The organism is Methylotenera mobilis JLW8 (genome assembly GCF_000023705.1).
Classification (GTDB): Bacteria; Pseudomonadota; Gammaproteobacteria; order Burkholderiales; family Methylophilaceae; genus Methylotenera; species Methylotenera mobilis.
Genome location: NC_012968.1, coordinates 2018936 through 2037584 on the forward strand (window position 1 = coordinate 2018936; position 18649 = coordinate 2037584).

General features: G+C 42.2%; 18 protein-coding genes. 13 read left to right on the forward strand and 5 right to left on the reverse strand.

Translation table 11 applies throughout. The features are described 5' to 3' along the window. Positions 1-9: 9 nt before the first annotated feature. Positions 10-2046, forward strand: coding sequence for an AIPR family protein (locus MMOL_RS09360; protein WP_015832785.1), 2037 nt, complete (start codon positions 10-12; stop codon positions 2044-2046). Between the two features lie 95 nt (positions 2047-2141). After that, positions 2142-3218, forward strand: a complete 1077-nt coding sequence (locus MMOL_RS09365) for a DNA cytosine methyltransferase (protein ID WP_015832786.1) — start codon at positions 2142-2144, stop codon at positions 3216-3218. A 167-nt stretch (positions 3219-3385) separates the two neighbouring features. On the opposite strand, the gene MMOL_RS09370 is transcribed toward MMOL_RS09365, so the two are convergent. Further along, positions 3386-4102, reverse strand: a complete 717-nt coding sequence (locus MMOL_RS09370; protein ID WP_015832787.1) for an HNH endonuclease — start codon at positions 4100-4102, stop codon at positions 3386-3388. A 494-nt stretch (positions 4103-4596) separates the two neighbouring features. Between MMOL_RS09370 and MMOL_RS11950 the strand changes: the two genes are divergently transcribed. From MMOL_RS11950 to MMOL_RS09415, 9 genes are all read left to right on the forward strand, one after another. Beyond that, entirely contained in the window at positions 4597-5505 is a 909-nt protein-coding gene (locus tag MMOL_RS11950) for a DUF2971 domain-containing protein (RefSeq protein WP_015832788.1), read from the forward strand. A gap of 270 nt (positions 5506-5775) precedes the next feature. Then, on the forward strand, positions 5776-6132 hold the full coding sequence (locus MMOL_RS09380; protein ID WP_187287223.1) for a hypothetical protein: 357 nt from the start codon (positions 5776-5778) through the stop codon (positions 6130-6132). 61 nt (positions 6133-6193) lie between these two features. After that, complete coding sequence (locus MMOL_RS09385) at positions 6194-6865, forward strand: hypothetical protein (protein WP_015832790.1); 672 nt, start codon at positions 6194-6196, stop codon at positions 6863-6865. A 20-nt stretch (positions 6866-6885) separates the two neighbouring features. Beyond that, entirely contained in the window at positions 6886-7215 is a 330-nt protein-coding gene (locus MMOL_RS09390; RefSeq protein WP_015832791.1) for a heavy-metal-associated domain-containing protein, read from the forward strand. Then, positions 7216-7620, forward strand: a complete 405-nt coding sequence (locus tag MMOL_RS09395; RefSeq protein WP_015832792.1) for a hypothetical protein — start codon at positions 7216-7218, stop codon at positions 7618-7620. It abuts the gene before it with no gap. Positions 7621-8334: 714 nt separating this feature from the next. After that, entirely contained in the window at positions 8335-8652 is a 318-nt protein-coding gene (gene flhD, locus MMOL_RS09400; protein ID WP_015832793.1) for a flagellar transcriptional regulator FlhD, read from the forward strand. Between the two features lie 13 nt (positions 8653-8665). Beyond that, positions 8666-10045 carry a flagellar biosynthesis GTPase FlhF gene (gene flhF / locus MMOL_RS09405; protein ID WP_015832794.1) on the forward strand — a complete coding sequence of 460 codons (1380 nt, stop codon included), beginning with the start codon at positions 8666-8668 and terminating at the stop codon, positions 10043-10045. Then, the gene (locus tag MMOL_RS09410) at positions 10038-10871 is read left to right on the forward strand and encodes a MinD/ParA family ATP-binding protein (protein WP_015832795.1); all 834 of its coding nucleotides are present in this window, start codon (positions 10038-10040) and stop codon (positions 10869-10871) included. The genes flhF and MMOL_RS09410 overlap by 8 nt, the downstream gene beginning before the upstream one ends. A 201-nt stretch (positions 10872-11072) precedes the next feature. Next, positions 11073-11360, forward strand: coding sequence for an EF-hand domain-containing protein (locus tag MMOL_RS09415; RefSeq protein WP_238524374.1), 288 nt, complete (start codon positions 11073-11075; stop codon positions 11358-11360). Between the two features lie 161 nt (positions 11361-11521). Here MMOL_RS09415 and nhaA read toward each other — a convergent pair whose 3' ends face one another. From nhaA to MMOL_RS09430, 3 genes are all read right to left on the reverse strand, one after another. Beyond that, positions 11522-12688 carry a Na+/H+ antiporter NhaA gene (nhaA, locus tag MMOL_RS09420; RefSeq protein WP_015832797.1) on the reverse strand — a complete coding sequence of 389 codons (1167 nt, stop codon included), beginning with the start codon at positions 12686-12688 and terminating at the stop codon, positions 11522-11524. A 61-nt stretch (positions 12689-12749) separates the two neighbouring features. Continuing rightward, positions 12750-13877, reverse strand: a complete 1128-nt coding sequence (locus tag MMOL_RS09425) for a GNAT family N-acetyltransferase (protein ID WP_015832798.1) — start codon at positions 13875-13877, stop codon at positions 12750-12752. Between the two features lie 192 nt (positions 13878-14069). Beyond that, positions 14070-14618, reverse strand: coding sequence for an EF-hand domain-containing protein (locus tag MMOL_RS09430; RefSeq protein ID WP_015832799.1), 549 nt, complete (start codon positions 14616-14618; stop codon positions 14070-14072). A gap of 342 nt (positions 14619-14960) precedes the next feature. Between MMOL_RS09430 and ompR the strand changes: the two genes are divergently transcribed. Both ompR and MMOL_RS09440 read left to right on the forward strand, forming a co-directional pair. Further along, positions 14961-15689, forward strand: a complete 729-nt coding sequence (gene ompR, locus MMOL_RS09435) for an osmolarity response regulator transcription factor OmpR (RefSeq protein ID WP_015832800.1) — start codon at positions 14961-14963, stop codon at positions 15687-15689. Positions 15690-15808: 119 nt separating this feature from the next. Then, positions 15809-17116 carry an ATP-binding protein gene (locus MMOL_RS09440; protein WP_015832801.1) on the forward strand — a complete coding sequence of 436 codons (1308 nt, stop codon included), beginning with the start codon at positions 15809-15811 and terminating at the stop codon, positions 17114-17116. A gap of 63 nt (positions 17117-17179) precedes the next feature. On the opposite strand, the gene cysG is transcribed toward MMOL_RS09440, so the two are convergent. Beyond that, complete coding sequence (gene cysG / locus MMOL_RS09445) at positions 17180-18568, reverse strand: siroheme synthase CysG (protein WP_015832802.1); 1389 nt, start codon at positions 18566-18568, stop codon at positions 17180-17182. Positions 18569-18649 lie beyond the last annotated feature (81 nt).

Here is an 18649-nt window from a genome sequence, read left to right on the forward strand (position 1 = left end):
GGCCTATCTGTGGATATTTCACTTGAGGAGTTTCACCAAGACTTCATGCAACGAATTTATTCGGATGCAGATAGTAGAGGTTTGTTAAGGTCACAAGCATTTTATGAAAATGTTTGTGAGGAGCTAATTGAATCAGGTGATTTAACCAATAACTATACTGTTGCAGAATATATTAAAAACAACATCCAAGTTTGTGGTTTCGACTACGACGAGGAACGTGAAGTTCTTACTTTGTTAGGCCACAAGTTTTATCAAGATGATGAATTACAGACGATTTTATTAAGTGAAGTTTCAACAAGCTTTAGAAATCTTCGCCTATATCTGTCAAATTGCAATAATTCCAATTTTTATAAGCAATTGGAAGAGACAACCCCAGCTTATTCCATGTCGTTTCAAATCACTAATTATCTTGCTACTAATACTATAAAAAAAATCAGATTAGTATTGTTAACAGATGCAAGAACAACTAAAAGCCTCACCCACTTAGAGTCAGAACAATTATTTGATATTGAAGTGGAGTTTAGAGTAGTTGATATTAATTACTTATATCAATTATTTAAATCTCAAAATTCTGGTGGGGACTTTGAAACAGACATTGATTTGCCATGTTTAGAAATTATTAATAACGATAAATACCAATCCTATCTTGCAGTGATTAAAGGTACGGATTTGGTAAATATTTATAATAGATTTGGTCAGAAACTATTCGAACAAAATGTAAGAACTTTTTTACAATTTAAGGGTGCGGTAAATAAGGGATTAAGAAATACGATTCAGTATAATCCTGAGATGTTTTTTGCTTACAACAATGGCATTACAGCAACAGCTACTGAAGTCGAGATTGGTCAAGACGGACATATAAAGAAGATTAAAAATCTTCAAATTGTTAATGGCGGTCAAACTACTTCAGCAATTTATGCTGCTTGTAAAAACAGTAAATTAGACGTTAACAATGTTTCGGTGCAAATGAAACTGTCATTAGTTCGTAATCCCGATGATATTAATGACTTTGTAAGTAAAGTCTCAGAGTATGCTAATACACAAAATAAAGTAAGTTCATCAGACTTCTACTCTAACAGCCCCCTTCATAAGGAGTTTAAAGCTTATTCAAAAAGAGTTCTTGCCCCTCAAATTGGTGGATCCCAACTTCAAACACATTGGTTTTATGAAAGAGTTCGGGGTGAATATCTTAATGAACAAGCATATTTAACTATTGCTAAAAGACGCCAGTTTCTTTTGCAGTTTCCAAAGAATCAACTTTTTGATAAAACTTTTTTAGCAAAAGTAGAAGTAGCATGGATGCAAAAGCCAGATGTCGTTAGCAAAGGCGCGCAAGATAGTGCAAAAGTGTTCAAAAAAGAAATTGATGATATTCTTGAAAAGAATAGTTTAGCTATTACTGAAGCATATTTTAAAAATGCTGTTTCCAAAATAATTCTTTTTAGATTTATTGAAAAGCTAATTTCACAGGCTACTTGGTATAACCAGGCATATAGGTCGCAGGCTGTTGCATATACAGTAGCCTTATTGTCATACCGAGTAAAACAAACTGGAAAGGCTTTTAATTTTAATTCAATATGGGAGAAACAATCCCCATCCAAAGTTCTAGAGAAGATACTTAACTTAATCGCAGAGGAAATTTACTCTTATATTACAACACCAAAAGACGGATATGGTAATCCGTCTCAATGGTGTAAGCGTGAAAAGTGCTGGGAAGAAATTAAGTTGCTTCCTATCGACTTTGAAATTAGTACTGAGCTTTTAATTGATGACGATACCAAATTGTTTATGGCTAAAGATGAAAAGAAAACAAAGCTTCTGGACAATGGTATTGAAATTCAGTCTTTTGTAGTAACTCAGGATACCAATTTGTGGAAAGAGCTAATTAAATATTTCAGAATTGATAATAACATTTCTCAAATGCAGATGGATATTCTTAATAAGTATGCCACAGGAAGCCTGTCATTCCCTTCTGAGAAGCAAGCCAAAATTATCTATGACTTATATAATAAAGCTTTATCAGAGGGGTTTATCTATAATTCCTAATTTCCATTTATAATTTATAGATTAGTAGATGGATGTATCTATAAGTGCCTTTTTAAGGTATGCTGCACGTCTCTTAAAATTGGTAATCAATAAACATGAAAGAACTTAAAATCGGGGAGCTTTTTTGTGGTCCAGGTGGAATTGCATATGGTGCTGAGTTAGCTAACCTTGAGCTAATTGGGCAGACAGCAACAACACTAAAGCACGCATGGGCAGTCGATTATCACCAATCTACGGTTAAAACTTATTTAAAAAATATTAAGGGAGCAAATGAGCATACAACATTATGTTCTGACGTTCGAGATTTAAATATTCCAGAGTTAAGTAAGATTTCAGAAATTGATGGCTTCGCTTATGGTTTCCCATGCAATGACTTTAGTCGAGTAGGTGAACAAAAAGGGCTAAATGGAGAATTTGGTCCTCTTTATAAATATGGGGTTAGAGTACTGGATTCATTTAATCCTTCTTTTTTTATTGCAGAGAATGTTGGTGGTTTGAGAGGGGCGCATGAAGGACTAGCACTAAAGAAAATAATTAGTGAGTTATCTAAGGCCGGGAATGGTTACATAATTACTCCTCATTTATATAAATTTGAAGAATATGGCATTCCTCAATCTAGGCATAGAATCATATTGGTAGGTTTTAGAAGTGATTTAAATATAAAATTCTCACCGCCAGCACCGACGCACAAAGACAAACCTAACATTTGTTCAGCGGCAATCTTAAACCCTCCAATTCCACTTAATGCATACAATAATGCTTTAACCATACAACACCCTCATATTATTGAGCGCTTAAAACATATTAAACCAGGTGAAAATGCTTGGAATGCTAACATACCTGACCATCTTAAACTTAATGTTAAGGGAGCAAAATTAAGTCAAATTTATAAGCGACTAGATCCCAACAAACCAGCTTATACTATTACCGGTTCCGGTGGCGGTGGAACTCATGTATATCATTGGTCTGAAAATAGAGCCTTAACTAATAGGGAAAAAGCTAGGCTACAGACTTTTCCTGATCATTATGAATTTTGCGGAAACAAAGAAGATGTTCGCCGTCAAATTGGTATGGCAGTTCCTCCAGAGGCTGCAAAGTTTCTGTTTAAAGCTATTATTAAAGCTATTGATGGAGTTAAATATGACTCTGTTTCACAGAACATAACCATATAACAAACTTGCCTATATTTAACTAAAACAGTCGCTGAATTACTGTCGTAAAAAACACAAAATCGATCTGAAAAAGACCACTTTGTTTTCATAGAACAGATAGTTGGCGTCTAAATTGAGTGACCTCACAAGGCTTTTCACTCTTAATCACGGATTGAATAACTATATGGTTAGACACCGCATATTACTTTCCCCTCAGCAACGGTTAGCCAGCGCTTTTTAATGGCAATGGCCCGATGAAGCAAGCGATGGCAGTTTGCGCAGAGCAACGCCAAATCAGACAGGCGCGTTTTACGGACACCTGTATTTGATAGTGGGATAATGTGATGGGCTTCAAAGTGAGCTTCCTGAAGCATAGCATTACTAGTGTGCGGAGGAGCACCACACATTTCGCAGAACAGATTTCCGCTAACACGCCGAGAGGAAAGTAGCTGCCCTCGCAGTTTTGGTTCACGTTCTCGGCGAGTATGTAACTCAGTAATAACTCGCCCCTCAGCAAACACGACATCTTCTTGAACTGGCTCGCTGGCCTCAAATGCAGTAACACCAGCGCGAATGAGGTTCGCAAGCGATTTCGTCGCTGCAGCGGATACTCCGAATTCAAGCCAGACAGCACGATCCGTTTCTGAAACATTCCCTAACCCTTTGCCAGTAGCGACCTGTCGTAAATTCTGAAGCTTAAACGCAACACCAACAGGATTTCGGAATGATTCCTTCCTTGAGGCCTCTGCGTGATGAGGAAAGCGGCGAAGCACTTCGGATAATGCTTTCACTCGGTCATCAGAGCCAGACGGAATTTTCCCATTCAGGTCAAAGTAAAGGTCAAGTGCGAGAATTGTTTCGTCGCGTGTCCATTTGGGGTTTCCGTGTCCGTGTGTGCGAGCCATTACTAGGTTGTCCGACAGTTATTAAAGAGTCCCACAGGTTTTTATATTAATAATTACATTTTTATGGCGCATTGCTTGATACCTTTATCGTTTCAATATTTTATAGTTATTCTCTGTATAAATTAAATTAAAAATTTTGGAACGCAAGATATTTGAAATGATAGTTATTGAATACATGCCAGGTTGCTTCATTCCTTGGCATTAAAGAATTAAAAAAACACCTCTAGCAATTACTTTTGCCGGTATATTTGACGGTATATAACAACATTAAAAATAAATTAATATTAAAAATCATATATATAACAACAAACATCAAGTCCCTCTTTCCCACCAATAAAGACGCCCCTTTCGAGAGATTGGGGCGTTTTCTTTTTTAGCATTTGGCACAATTCTGGCACACCAACCAAAATACATTACCCCCTCAATACAAGCCTCTCAATCATTGGAATAAAAGCGCTACAATCTACGAACTACTAACACCTAAATGTAGCCTAATGAAAAACAATAAAAATCAAACACCACCTCGGCAAAGATACCCAAATTTTGATAGACTTGTAGATGAAATTTCCTTGCTAGATTATCGTCAGTGCCGACAATTTCTGACAAAGAAAATCTCTCCAAAATACCCACGTTTTCAATACAAATATATGGCGCTCCCTGCCGGAGACTCGGATAGGAGAGAGAGATTTTTAAGGGATATTGTCGTTGGTAGCAAACTATGGTTAAGCCCTCCTACCGACTTTAACGACCCTTTCGATATGACCGCCAAGGTGGTTTTTGATGGCACTACAAACATGTTACGAGAGAAATTCGAAAAGCTCATAGCAACGCAAGGCGACCTTAAATGGAAAGAGCGCAAAAAATTACTTGATAAATTCATGGCTAGACCGCGGCATGAATGGCAAAAAATTAGCGAAGCCGCTTTCAACTCAAACTTACAAAAAACTGGCGTCTTCTCATTTGCGGGCGACCCCCGTTCGATTTTAATGTGGAGTCATTACGCCGACAATCATCAGGGAGTGTGCCTTCAATTTGAAGTGGCAAGACACCCAAGAATTATGCTTGAAGCTATCCCAGTGGATTACGTTGAGGATTATCCGGTTCTAAATTGGGCAAACGACACCGAAGGGCAACTCAGAGACATTATCTTGGCGAAATTCAAGCATTGGGATTATGAAAAAGAGTCTAGGATTATTTGGCAAGGAGGGGCAAAAACATCGACCTCGTTCAAGCCTGAAGCTCTTACTAGAATAATTTTTGGATGTAGAGCAGATGATAGAGTTAGCAATATCGTAAACGACATTCTTAATGAGCGAAAAAAGTTAGGAATGCCTGATGTTGAAACTTACAAAGCACATAAACACTCAAGCAAATATGAACTAGTTATCAAGAAATTAAGCTAAAAAACCAATAAAACGTGCCAAAAAAATTAAATAATAATAAATTTAATTTAAAATCATGTAGTTAAAAAAATAAAACAATGGATTGTATATCCTTTATATCGAATCTAAATGATAAGGAGAAATGCACTCCTTACGATGCTAACATTTGTATGCATTACTCACCTTTCCTCGATACTCTCCAGACAGCTTTGTTAAACGATTGTCAGTTTGCAACTTTTCCCATTTAACTGCATCATAGCGTCTGTGAAAAAACAATTTTTACATCTACTTGTGACTCTTTTAGTATTGCTCATGCCAATGCAGGCGATTTCTATGCAAATGGTGATGAACCAATCTAACAGTGGTGGTCATCATACTGCAATGCTTAGCGAACAAGCGCAGCAGAATGATGCTATGGCTGAGCATTGCAAAATGCAAATGCATCATGGCAAACAAACCCAGCAAAAAACCGCTTATTATTGCTCAGGCAGTAATTGCTCTGTGATTTGTGCCGGCTTGGTTTTATCTACATCATTAACGACTATTACTATCAGCCCAACAGTGACTGATTTCACTTCTTTTGTTACCCCTAATTTCCACTCTCAGGCGCCTGACTTCTTAGAACGCCCTCCGCGTAACTTTAGTTAATTTCCCTTAATGCTGGCAGCGCCGGCGTAGATCAATTTAGGAATTAATTAGGAGGGCAATCATGCAACTTTCCAGTTGCTTCAAACTTTTACTTAAGTTTGGGCTTTTTATATCCAGCGTTAATGCGTTTGCAGGCCCCATGGGCTTTAAGGACTCATTTATGGTGATGGGTGACTTTAACAGTAACTGGCGTGAGGCATTTATCAATTACGCCATCACCCCACGCGATGCGTTTGGAGTTGGCGCGACGTACATGCGTTCTGATGACAAGTCCAAAACACGCACACTAGAAGAGTTCACTTATACAAGCCTAATCAAACGCTGGAACTTGCCTAACTCGCAAGCCAATTTATGGTTTACAGGCGGCATTGGCGCGATACAAGGTGAAAATGACCTGACGGGGAAAGACCATCGTTTTGACAAAGTGATGGTAACCCCTGGCGTTCAGTATGATTATGAAACGACGCGTGTTTACTTTGCAGCAGCGCATCGATTGTACCGCGCTGAGCATATCAATCATGACTTCACCAGTGCGCGCGCCGGTTTCTCGTTTTATGAAACCGATTACGACAAAACCCAACCGTGGGCCATTTTAGAGGCGCGCAACATGAATGGCTTATCTGACAAGATTGAAGTCACGCCCATGTTGCGGCTGATTAATAAAAGCTATTTTGTAGAGGGCGGCATCAATAACTCTGGCCAACCTCGCTTTAACTTTATGTATATATTTTAATGATTATTAAGGAATTTATGATGAAAAAACTATTATTAGCATTAGCCGTTATTGCCACATTTTTTAGCCAAGCGGCGTTAGCTACGCAAACCATCAAAGCCAACGTAAACGGCATGGTATGTGCATTTTGTGCACAAGGCATTGAGAAGAAAATGCGTGCGCTTTCTCAAACAAAAGATGTTTACGTCAACTTAAAGCAACGTATCGTTGCAGTAGAGCTTAAAGACGGGCAATCATTATCTAACGATACGGTAAAAGATTTGATTAAAGATGCGGGTTACGAGGTGACGAGCATTGAAATCAGCAGCCATCCGATTGAGCACATCAAGGCAGAAATGGAGCCAAAGTAAATGTCTCACACTTCTACTAACAATGAAATGTCAAACTTGAGGAAAACCAAGTCTTTGTCATTCATCTCATTATTTACCAGCGGTGGCACACTGATTTGTTGTGCACTGCCAGCCGCACTGGTGGGGTTAGGCGCAGGCGCGGTGATGTCGTCACTAGTCAGCAATGTGCCGCAATTAGTTTGGTTTTCTGAGCATAAGTTTGGTGTGTTTATATTTGCTGGCGCGATGCTACTGCTATCAGGCTATTTACAGTGGCAAGCGCGCGGCCTGCCATGCCCAGCAGACCAAGAGCTAGCCAACGTATGCATACGTACGCGCAAAACCTCACTGCGGGTATATATCGCATCAGTCATCATATTTCTAATTGGAGGGTTCTTTGCCTTTATTGCGCCATTAATTCTTTAATACTTAATATGTTACGCATAAGTATTACTGATTTGAATGTAAATGTGCGAATGTAAATAATGTATCACTGATTATCTGCAATATTTACATCAATAAATTTAAGCTAATAACCTACTCTACTAACAAAGACGCCACATTTCAGACATGAGGCGTCTTTCTTTATGTTAGACTTTAGCCCTACTGACAATCTTGAGATTTATAATTTTTTTCACAATTGAAACAATTAGTTAACTATCTGCAATACTTCATTAATTACTGCCCAGTATGATGGGCACATATGTTGAATTGATTTGCAATATATACTCTCTCAAAGTTTGTAGCGCTTTTTTGCAGAAGCGCTATTTTTTTGCCCATTTGGTTAGCATCCTTAATATTTTCAGTCTTAATACTTAAAATCCAGCTCGGCAAGTTACGCATTATTTAAGCTGAAAGCATTAAACTTTTGCGATTTAATGCCGTAACAACTACTTGTAACAGCAATTTCAGCTCCCTTCCCGCAACATTCTATATGTACAAACTCAGCCACCAGCGAGGCTTTGCAGGCATATTGCCATATAGAACAATGACTCACACTCCTCGTCAAAAGTTTGTAAGACAAACACCTACAAAATAAATAGCCAAATAGCCATTGGTTGAAACAGCCTAAAGAGTTACATTTCACCAAGCCAATTGCACCACGGTTTTTACAATAGAAACAACGAATTAGGAAGCAAAATGAATGTAAAAGATATGATGTCCGAAATTAAGGACGCAAATCTCAACTATTTGATGATGGCTAAACAGCTCATCAGTTCAGATAAAGCGACCGCAATGTTTCTTTTAGGCATCAGCAAAGAGATTGCTGATTTGCTAGAAAGCCTAAGCAATATGCAGGTTGTAAAGCTGAGCAGTACAAATATGATGCTGACCCGCTTCCGATTTGACGACAGTGCAGTACTCGGCATGCTGACTGATTACTCAAAAGACCGCGATCAGGCGCATTTACACACATCTGTTCTGCTAGCCAGTCAATCGGCTGAGCAAATTACCTAAGTAAGAACCAAGTATGAATATTAAGCAATTTTTTGGTATTAACTCTCGCGAAGCGCTCAAGCAGGTACGCATGGAGCTTGGCGAGGATGCCATTATTTTATCTAACCGCGTCGTTGACGGCGGCAATCGTATCACTGCGCTGAAAGAAGAAGACTTAGACGCGATTGTTGATAACGTAGCCACTATGGAAGCGTCTTACCGCAACCACACAGAAGGTTTTGGTGAAGATAACCCATCAGCGTTAATCTCAGTGATTAATAAAAAAATTGAGGGCTTTCATAGCAATCAAGCACAGCCTTTTGCACCGAGTATGATCGAGCCAGAAGCGCCTACTCCAAAAATAGATGCCGAACCATTTTTTGCGCAGCCTGTAGCACAAGCAGCACCAGATACCATGATGCAAGCATCTATGTTGGATGCTAGCCAAAAAATGACTGAGATTCTGAACGAAATGCGTAGCATGCGCGATGTGTTTGAATCTCAATTAACCACGATCGCCTGGAGCAACACACAACAGCAATATCCCACAAAAACCAGAATACTAAACATCCTGTTATCTTCCGGTTTTAGTGCTGCGCTTGCCAGAATGTTGTCTGAGAAAATGCCAGCCAACCTCAATGAGGCCAAAGCTTTGGCTTGGGTTAAAGCAATTTTAAGCAAAAATCTGGACAATCTGCCGAGCGAAATGGGCATGCTGGATCAAGGTGGTATTTTTGCCCTGATCGGCCCGACAGGTGTTGGTAAAACTACTACCACAGCCAAACTCGCTGCGCGCTACGTCATGAAACATGGCACGGAGAGCTTAGGCCTAATCACTACCGATGCTTATCGTATCGGGGGTCATGAACAACTAAGAATTTATGGCAAGATTCTTGGCGTAATGGTGCATGCGGTTAAAGATGAAGCTGATCTTAAAATTGCACTAAACGAACTAAAAAATAAACGCACTATTTTGATTGATACCGTTGGTGTAAGCCAGCGCGACACCATGGTGACCGAGCAGATTGCGATGCTCTCCAACACCAATGCCGGCATTAAAAAGCTGCTATGCCTCAATGCAACCAGCACTGGCGAAACATTAACTGACGTAATTAGAGCCTATAAAGGCAAGGGCTTAGACGGCACCATCATCACCAAGCTGGATGAAGCTGTGACTATTGGCGGCGTGCTGGATGTGATTATCAGAGGCAAGTTAAAACTATATTACTTGGCCAATGGTCAACGTGTGCCTGAAGACATTCATTTATCAAACAAGAGCTATTTGATTCAAAAAGCACTAAAGATTGGTGCTGATGGCCGCTCATTACAATTTAAAAATGAAGAGCTGCCATTTATTATGGCTAACACCAGGCCAACGGTGAACACGTTATCTACAGAGATCAGCCGTGGTTAGTTTTAAAAATGATCAAGCGGCAGGTTTACGCCGCATCATGGCAGCGCCGAAACCACGCGTAGTATCCGTGATTTCAGCCTCATCTGCAGACCAATCGCGCATGATGATTAATTTAGCTGCATCTATACGTGCGCAAGGCAGCGATGTATTGATTATGCACGCATCCAGCAGCACGCGTGAAGCTAGTTATGAAGTGGATAAAACCCCTACATTGTTGGATATTGCAAAGGCATCAGCATCACCTACTGCTGCAATTAAAAACACCAAACAAGAGTTTGCTGCGACTAAGTTACTGCCTAAAAACCAGATAAGCACACCACTCAACAGCAAGGCCGGCGCGATATTAAACCAACTGTTTAATGAGTTAGTCGTGCAATACGAAATTGTATTGGTGGACGCAACACTAAACAACGACGACTTATTGCCATTGCAAACACTGAATGACAGCGAGATTCTGATTCAACTAACACGTGAGCCAGAATCAATTAAAGATGCATACACGCTGATTAAGCGTATTTGCAGCCAGCTTGGCAGACGCTCCTTTGGCATTATTGTGGATGATGCCAATGACGCGCAGGCTGAAGTGGTTTTTAACAATATTGCGCAAGTTGCTAAACGTTTTATGCAAATCGAGCTTGAGTTCTTTGGTGCAATTCCAGCCGATGTACATTTAGGCCGCGCAGCAAAACTAGGTCGCCCGATCGTAGATGCTTTTCCGCTAACGCCCGCATCTAATGCGTTTAAGCAAATCGCTCAGCGCTTAAACAGCAAAAACGTGCGTATACCAGACATCAGCATGCTACAAGGTAGCAGCGCACTGGCCTAGCACAGCTTAAACCATACTGTATTAAACTATTTCCTAATATAAGGCTCCTACTAACGGGAGCTTTTTTATTACGCCTCACTTATCGCTACTTTGCGAACGGCTCTTAGAGGCATCGCTGGCAAATGCCACACGTCAACCTCACGCTCGCTGCAACGTTAGTTAAGTGGTCTGTATGATTTTTTTAATGAATAAAAAGGATAGATGATGAAGATTACACATATGTTATTAACCAGCGCTATATTGCTAGGTTTGACTAATGCCGCTTACGCAAACCATCACGCTGGCGAGGAAGGTGAGCACTGCGAGCATGCGGACACCAATAAAGACGGGACAATTTCGCGCGAAGATTTTATGATGAAACATCAAAAGCGTGCGGAAAAAATGTTCAGCAGAATGGATACTAATAAAGATGGGAAAATCGATGCCAATGAGCGCAAAGCCGCGCATGCAGCGATGGAACACCACTCAACGACCACAGAGAAGAAATAGAATTAAACAAAAAGAGCCTACCCTTATCTTTAGGGAAAGGCTCTATCTCTCTATTCAAGGCAATAGTCACACATACATGAAAACTTATATGCCTTACTTTAAGTTAGCTTAATAGTAGCTTATGCATAACCCATAAAGTCAAGTCAAATAATGGCTCATCTTTACATTCTGGTTTTGCCTAACACTCTCAGCCAAAGAAAACCTATTACACCAGCAGTCAAAGACGCAAACAGGATCGACATCTTAGAGGTGTTTATCACTTCATGACTACCAAAAAAGGCCAGATTAGTAATAAAGATAGACATAGTAAAGCCTATACCGCCAAGAATACCCGCACCTGTGATGTGCGCCCACTTGAGATCCGAAGGTAACCGGCATATGCCAGTCAAAACAGCAAAATAACAAAATAAAACGATACCTATTGGCTTACCAAAAACCAAGCCCATGACAATACCCAGCCCATTCAAACTGGTCAGACCACTCAACCAAGTTGAGTCAAAAATAATACCGGTGTTTGCCAATGCAAAAACTGGCAAAATAAGAAATGCCACTGGCTTATGTAAAAAACTTTCTAAGCGATGCGAAGGAGATTGTTTGTCATTATCTTTTACAGTAAATGGAATCACAAAAGCCAACATTACTCCTGCTATCGTTGCATGAATACCGGACTTCATCATGAGAAACCACATGAGTATGCCACCAATAATATATGGTAAAAGCAGCATTACTTTTAATGCTCGATTAAGCATCAAGAGCACTGCGCAAACAACAAAGGCGCCTGCAAGATATTCTACCGAGAGTTTTGCTGTATAAAATAAAGCAATAACTACAATTGCCCCCAAATCATCTATTACAGCAAAGGCAACAACAAATACTTTTAGTGAAGCAGGTATACGGTTACCAAGAATCGACAATACTCCTAATGCAAAGGCAATATCAGTCGCCATTGGAATACCGACGCCATCCTGTGTTGGCGTGCCATGATTCAGAGTAAAGTAAATTAGTGCTGGGACGAGCATTCCGCCAATAGCTGCCAGAATAGGAAGTAGCGCACTTTTAAAGTTAGAAAGCTCACCAATATAGAGCTCACGCTTGAGCTCCAACCCAATCAGCAGAAAAAAAATGGCCATCAAACCATCGTTGATCCACAGCTCCAAACTTAATCCACTGAACTCTACTTGCCAGAGATTTAAATACGCATGACCAATTGATGAGTTAGTCATCAGAATTGCGACTAGCGTACAGAAGATGAGTAAAACTCCGCTTGATTTCTCTGACGCGAAGAAATTGTTAAAGGTATTTGATAGTTTTATTGATGCTGAAATCATTTTCTACTCGTTATTTTTTGTGAAGTGAATAATACATGTATTTGCTTATTCAGCTCCGTGATCAACTATTAGATTTAAATGGTGCACGCTCATCTAGCTCATTGGTATAAACCGCAAGACCCGCCGACTCTTGCGTGACAAAATCTTGTATGGCTGCGGCAAAACCAGAGTGAGCAATTGAGTGGAATGAGCAAGTCGGCCTCGCCGTGAAGCCGCGTGCAAGCTTATGCTCACCTTGCGCACCACCTTCAAAATATACAATACCTTCTGCAATGCAAAACTCTTGCGCTTGGTAATAACAAAGCTCAAAGTGCAAATTGGGAACATAGCATAGTGCGCCCCAATAGCGACCGTACAGCGTGTTTATATCGTAAATATTTAATGCGGCAGCAATTGGCTGATTATCCAGGTAAGCAATGATTAACAAGATATGCTGCGACATACTGCTACCAATAATCTTGAAAAAGTCACGCGTTAAATATGGCGTAGATCTATGTTCAAGGTAAGTATTTTCGTAACATTGGTAGAAAAAATCCCACTGCTCTGCAGTAATTTCAGCCCCTTTAATGGGCTTGCATTCCACACCAGAGGCCGCGATTTTCTTGCGCTCCTGCCGAATTTTCTTGCGTTTATCATGGCTTAGTTGACCTAAGAAATCATCAAAATCAGCATACCCTAGATTGTGCCAGCGGAACTGCACGCCGTGCCTTTGCATCCAGCCAGCTTGTTTAAATGCCATCGTAGAGCTGTCATCGGGAAACAGCACATGCGCCGAGGACATATTATTTTTCTGTAGAACCTGCTGTATTCCATTGATAAGCAACAGCTTAGCTTCGGGGTCACTCGTCAGCAGGCGCACACCGGTAATAGGCGTAAATGGAATCGCAGCAACAAGCTTAGGGTAGTAATTTAAGCCATTACGCTCATAGGCCTCAGCCCATGCCCAATCGAACACGTATTCACCGTATGAGTGATACTTCACGTAGAGCGGCACGGCACCAATTAGTTGCGCATTGTCATACAGCAATAGTGGAACAGGCTGCCAGCCGCTATCGCCGCCTACAGATTTCGAAGTTTCCAGCGCGCTCAAAAAGGCATGTCCGAGTAACGGCATACCATCCGTCAAGGCATCCCAAACTTCGGCAGGCACTTGGGCAACGCTTTCGCCAACTTCCAACCTTAACGCCATACACCGGCACCATTCATAATTGATCACTTATTATGCATCATTGCATAGGCAAAGATAATACCGTTAACGTTAAAGATTATTGTTAAGACAAGGCAACATGCAGCGTTTGGCTTCATGTCGATGAAGCCAACAGGGAATGTCTACGATACGAGAAGAATAGCTGAGCCACCAGCTTCGGCAGCTAGTACAGTTCTATAGTGCTTTTTTTTTGGAGGAATTGGTTGCTTGCTTGTTTTTGGCTTTCGCTTCTTCTAACGCTTCGGCCTCAATGGCTTTTCTTTGTTTCTCTAATTGTATCGCCGCTTCTGCAGCCCTGCGACGCTCTAAGATTCTGGCTTGCGCCTCTACTAGCTCATTTAAAGAAATCACGCCATCTTGGTTGGTGTCTACGCTATTGAAGTGCCTAGCAATTTGCGGGAGTTTTTCTGTTGCTTCTTGCCTGTCGATCGTGCTGTCATTATTTGAATCCGCTTCAAAAAAACGAGCCTCTATGCTTTCTTGCATGGCGCGTCTGCGTTCTTCAATTTGGTCATGACTAGGATCAATAGAGCGGGCGTAGTCTTCAAGCGCTTTACGCAACATTTCCCTACGCTCAGGGCTAAAATTCAGATTTAAGGTCTTTTGGTAACCATCATCGTCAGCGGCACGCTCGTTGTCTGTCGCACGTCTAGGCTTTTCAGCTGCGGCAGAAAGATTAGTTCTACTCCCAGGGTTAGCACTTAAAGTAAGACTTAAGCTCATGCATAAAACTAGGCACGCGTACTTGGTCAATGACATATTGTTTAGCAAAATCAAATCCAAAAGATCAATATTCCAATGTTGAGCATTACGATTGAAGTTGCATTATCATGAAGCACGTTTGTTAATTGAATGTTTCACTAAACGGTGAAATTGTAAGGAATTGTAAATTTTTTCGACATAAATCATGAGACTATAGATAAAATTACAAGTTTAAGCGCATAAAATTTAATATAAATATAAATTTAGCATACACTTTGCAGTTATTGAAATGTAGTGATTGAAAATAATATTATTTTTACTAATACTCTGTTCCATTCTATTAACAATTAAGGTTTAAACATAATGATGGCCGATCAAAATAAAAAAATCTTAGTCGTAGATGATGATGTACGTTTACGTGAGCTATTGCAACGCTACCTCACCGAACAAGGATTCACCGTCAAAACCGCCAATGATGCCAAAGAAATGGATAGCATACTCGGCAGCGATACGATTGATTTATTAGTGCTGGATTTAATGTTACCCGGTGAAGATGGCTTGTCTATTTGCCGAAGAATGCGCGGCAACGCGACCATGATGCCAATTGTCATGCTCACTGCACGCGGTGATGAGGTTGACCGCATTATTGGCTTGGAAATGGGCGCTGATGACTACTTACCCAAACCATTTAACCCTAGAGAGTTATTAGCGCGCATTAATGCAGTGTTACGCAGGCATGAGCGCTTAGTGCCGAGCGCACCTGCCAATGCGGCAGAAAACATCACGATTGGTGACTTTGTATTCAACGCATCCACGCGTTCACTTAGCCGCCAAGGTACAGCGATTGCCATCACCAGCGGAGAGTTTGCATTACTCAAAGTGTTTGTGGATCACCCGCGCCAGCCGCTGTCACGCGACAGACTGATGCAATTGGCGCGTGGGCGTGAACTGGATGTTTACGATCGCAGTATTGATGTGCAGGTTTCACGTCTACGCAAACTGATTGAGCCAGACCCAGCCCACCCGCGCTATTTACAAACCATGTGGGGCTTTGGTTACGTATTTATCCCGGATGGCGAAGCCGATAACTAAACCCCGGATAACCAAGCAAAAAAATAAACAATCCAGAGTAAAACAGGCGGTTGCACCGCAGCAACTGCCTAAACTAAACCCTCAAATTACACCAACACTTGATTACATAAGCCACCACATTGCGCCTGTTACCCAAAAAGTTACTATCAAGAATCATGTTACTTATCGCTGTTTTATTGGCGATTGGTCAGTTTGCGTCTTTAAAAATATTTGAATATTTTGAGCGTGAACCGCGCGCGCAGGCGACTGCGCTGCAAGCAGTTACGGTGGTGAACTACACGCGCGCATCGCTGATTGCCTCGCAAGAAAACCTGCGCCTAGCCTTACTCTCGGAATTAACCGGTAAAGAAGGCGTGCGGATTTATTATGCTGACTTTATGGAAGAGATTGCCCCTCTCCCAGACGACCCATTCATCCACTTAGTAGCAGACAAGATTCGTGAACGCCTGGGTGAGCAAACCATTATTACCACCAAACACTATGGCATCAGCGGTTTATGGGTAAGCTTTGGCATTGATCAGGATGACTTTTGGGTGGTGATTCCGAATGTACACGTGGAGCGCCCGTTTCCCTGGCAATGGCTGGGCTGGGTTGCCCTGGTCTTGAGCTTGTCGCTGGCCGGTGGCTATTTGCTTGCCGCGCGCATTAACAAGCCGCTGAATCTACTAGTGAGTGCTGCCGACAAACTACGTAAAGGTGAACAGCCGGAACGCCTGCCCGAAGACAGCGTGACCGAACTGCGTGAAGTGAGCACCACGTTTAACAAAATGGCAGAATCATTGGCAGAACTCGATGCAGAAAGAACCTTAATTCTGGCAGGTGTTTCTCACGATATTCGTACGCCTCTAGCACGCCTGCGCCTTGCAGTAGAGATGCTACCCGAGCAAGAGTGTGGCTATCTAAAGTCTGGCATGGTGCAAGACATTGCTGACATGGATAACATCATCCATCAGTTCTTAGATTTTGTACGCGGCACAGAAGGTGAACCTACGCTGATGGTGGACATTAACACCTTGCTGCAAGCACTGTATGACAGACAACAGCGCGCCGGGCGTGAACTAGTGATACAGCTAGCACCCACTTACAAAGTGCCGATTAAACCATTGGCCATGCAGCGCTTGCTAGACAACCTCGTGGGTAATGCCTACAACTATGGCGGCGGACAAGTACGTGTGAGCAGCCAGATACAGGCTGATAGCATCGTGATTAGCATTTTTGACAACGGCCCGGGCATCCCCGAGACGCATCTACAGAAATTATTACGCCCGTTTGAACGGCTGGATACCGCACGCAGTAACGCAGGCGGCAGCGGCTTAGGCCTAGCGATTGCTGACCGCATTGCCAAGCTACATCACGGCAAACTTGAGCTAATCAACCGCCCCGAAGGTGGCCTAGAGGCTAGGCTGACTATCCCAATCAAGAACTAACCAGTTCCGAGACGAATTATTCAGAACCGGCCCATTCCGAGCGGGATAGGTCGCGCTAAAGCATTAAGCGCCCGGCTCAAACCAAGCTAACTTCTCGCGCAGATTTACCACTTCACCGATGATAGTAAGGCAAGGCGCTCTCAGGCCAGCTTCAGTCACCTTCTCCGACAAGTCTGCCAAGGTTGCGGTTACGACTTTTTGACGCTGGGTAGTTCCTTGCTGCACTACCGCCACTGGCATATCCGGTGAAACACCGTGCTTAATCAACTGCTCACAAATTTGTGGTAAACCAACCAAGCCCATGTAAATCACGACCGTTTGTCTTGGACGCGCCATGGCTTCCCAATCTAAATCCAAACTGCCATCTTTTAAATGTCCGGTAATGAACAAGCAAGCCTGAGAGTAATCACGATGCGTGAGCGGGATGCCAGCGTAACTAGATACGCCGTTGGCAGCGGTAATCCCTGGCACCACCTGGAATGGAATACCATATTCCATCAAGGTTTCGATTTCCTCACCACCACGGCCAAAAATAAATGGGTCACCGCCCTTTAGGCGTAATACGCGCTTGCCTTGTAGTGCAAGCTTGGCAAGCAACACATTAATTTCTTCTTGTGGCAGTGTGTGCTGATCACGTGACTTACCTACATAAATCAGCTCAGCATCGCGGCGCACCAATTCCATCACCTCGGGGCTGACCAATTTATCGTAAACACAGACGTCGCACTGCTGCATCAAACGCAATGCGCGAAACGTGAGCAGGTCTGGGTCGCCGGGTCCGCCACCGACTAAAAACACTTCACCTTTATTAACAGCGCCATCATCTTGGTCAATTAACTCTTGCAGCAAAGCACGGGCTGACTGCTCCTGCCCTGACAACACGCGCTCCACTAACGGCCCCTGTAATACGTCTTCCCAGAAGCGGCGACGCGCTTGTGTGGTGCTGAATTTCGCCTTCACTTTATCGCGGAACTCACCGGCCAACCCAGCAATTCTGCCATAACCAGCAGGTAGCATAGTTTCAATTTTGGTGCGGATATAACGTGCCAACACTGGCGCATTACCTTCGCTGGAAATCGCAATCACTACTGGACTACGCTCAATAATAGAGCCCATAGTAAAAGTACATAAATCTGGTGCATCCACCACGTTAACTGGGATACTCAAGGCTTTAGCATCGATGGAAACCGCTTTATTTACAGATTCGTCATCGGTTGCAGCAATCACCAAACAGGCGCCTTCAAGCTGCTGCTTGCCGTAGGCGGCCTGAATGCATTTAATTTTATTGGCGTCAGCCAACGCTTGCAGCTCATGACAAATTTCTGGCGCAATCAAAGTCACCGCTGCATTGGCCTTTAACAGCATGGCAACTTTACGTGTGGCTACATCGCCACCGCCAATCACCACACATAATCGATTGGTGATATTGAAAAAAATAGGGAGTGCTTGCATGTTTTGAATGACTATCTATACATTAAGTTAATCATTTTACCTTGTAGTGAACAACTTTGCGTGAGGCAAGTGAGCAAATAC

Bases quoted from the DNA above. Each gene is read 5' to 3' on its own strand.
- MMOL_RS09430 (WP_015832799.1), bottom strand. From the start codon at position 14,618: ATGAGCTTAAGTCTTACTTTAAGTGCTAACCCTGGGAGTAGAACTAAT.
- MMOL_RS09390 (WP_015832791.1), top strand. From the start codon at position 6,886: ATGAAAAAACTATTATTAGCATTAGCCGTTATTGCCACATTTTTTAGC.
- MMOL_RS09370 (WP_015832787.1), bottom strand. From the start codon at position 4,102: ATGGCTCGCACACACGGACACGGAAACCCCAAATGGACACGCGACGAA.
- MMOL_RS09385 (WP_015832790.1), top strand. From the start codon at position 6,194: ATGCAACTTTCCAGTTGCTTCAAACTTTTACTTAAGTTTGGGCTTTTT.
- MMOL_RS11950 (WP_015832788.1), top strand. From the start codon at position 4,597: ATGAAAAACAATAAAAATCAAACACCACCTCGGCAAAGATACCCAAAT.
- flhD (WP_015832793.1), top strand. From the start codon at position 8,335: ATGAATGTAAAAGATATGATGTCCGAAATTAAGGACGCAAATCTCAAC.
- nhaA (WP_015832797.1), bottom strand. From the start codon at position 12,688: ATGATTTCAGCATCAATAAAACTATCAAATACCTTTAACAATTTCTTC.
- MMOL_RS09425 (WP_015832798.1), bottom strand. From the start codon at position 13,877: ATGGCGTTAAGGTTGGAAGTTGGCGAAAGCGTTGCCCAAGTGCCTGCC.
- MMOL_RS09395 (WP_015832792.1), top strand. From the start codon at position 7,216: ATGTCTCACACTTCTACTAACAATGAAATGTCAAACTTGAGGAAAACC.
- MMOL_RS09365 (WP_015832786.1), top strand. From the start codon at position 2,142: ATGAAAGAACTTAAAATCGGGGAGCTTTTTTGTGGTCCAGGTGGAATT.
- ompR (WP_015832800.1), top strand. From the start codon at position 14,961: ATGATGGCCGATCAAAATAAAAAAATCTTAGTCGTAGATGATGATGTA.
- cysG (WP_015832802.1), bottom strand. From the start codon at position 18,568: ATGCAAGCACTCCCTATTTTTTTCAATATCACCAATCGATTATGTGTG.
- MMOL_RS09415 (WP_238524374.1), top strand. From the start codon at position 11,073: ATGATGAAGATTACACATATGTTATTAACCAGCGCTATATTGCTAGGT.
- flhF (WP_015832794.1), top strand. From the start codon at position 8,666: ATGAATATTAAGCAATTTTTTGGTATTAACTCTCGCGAAGCGCTCAAG.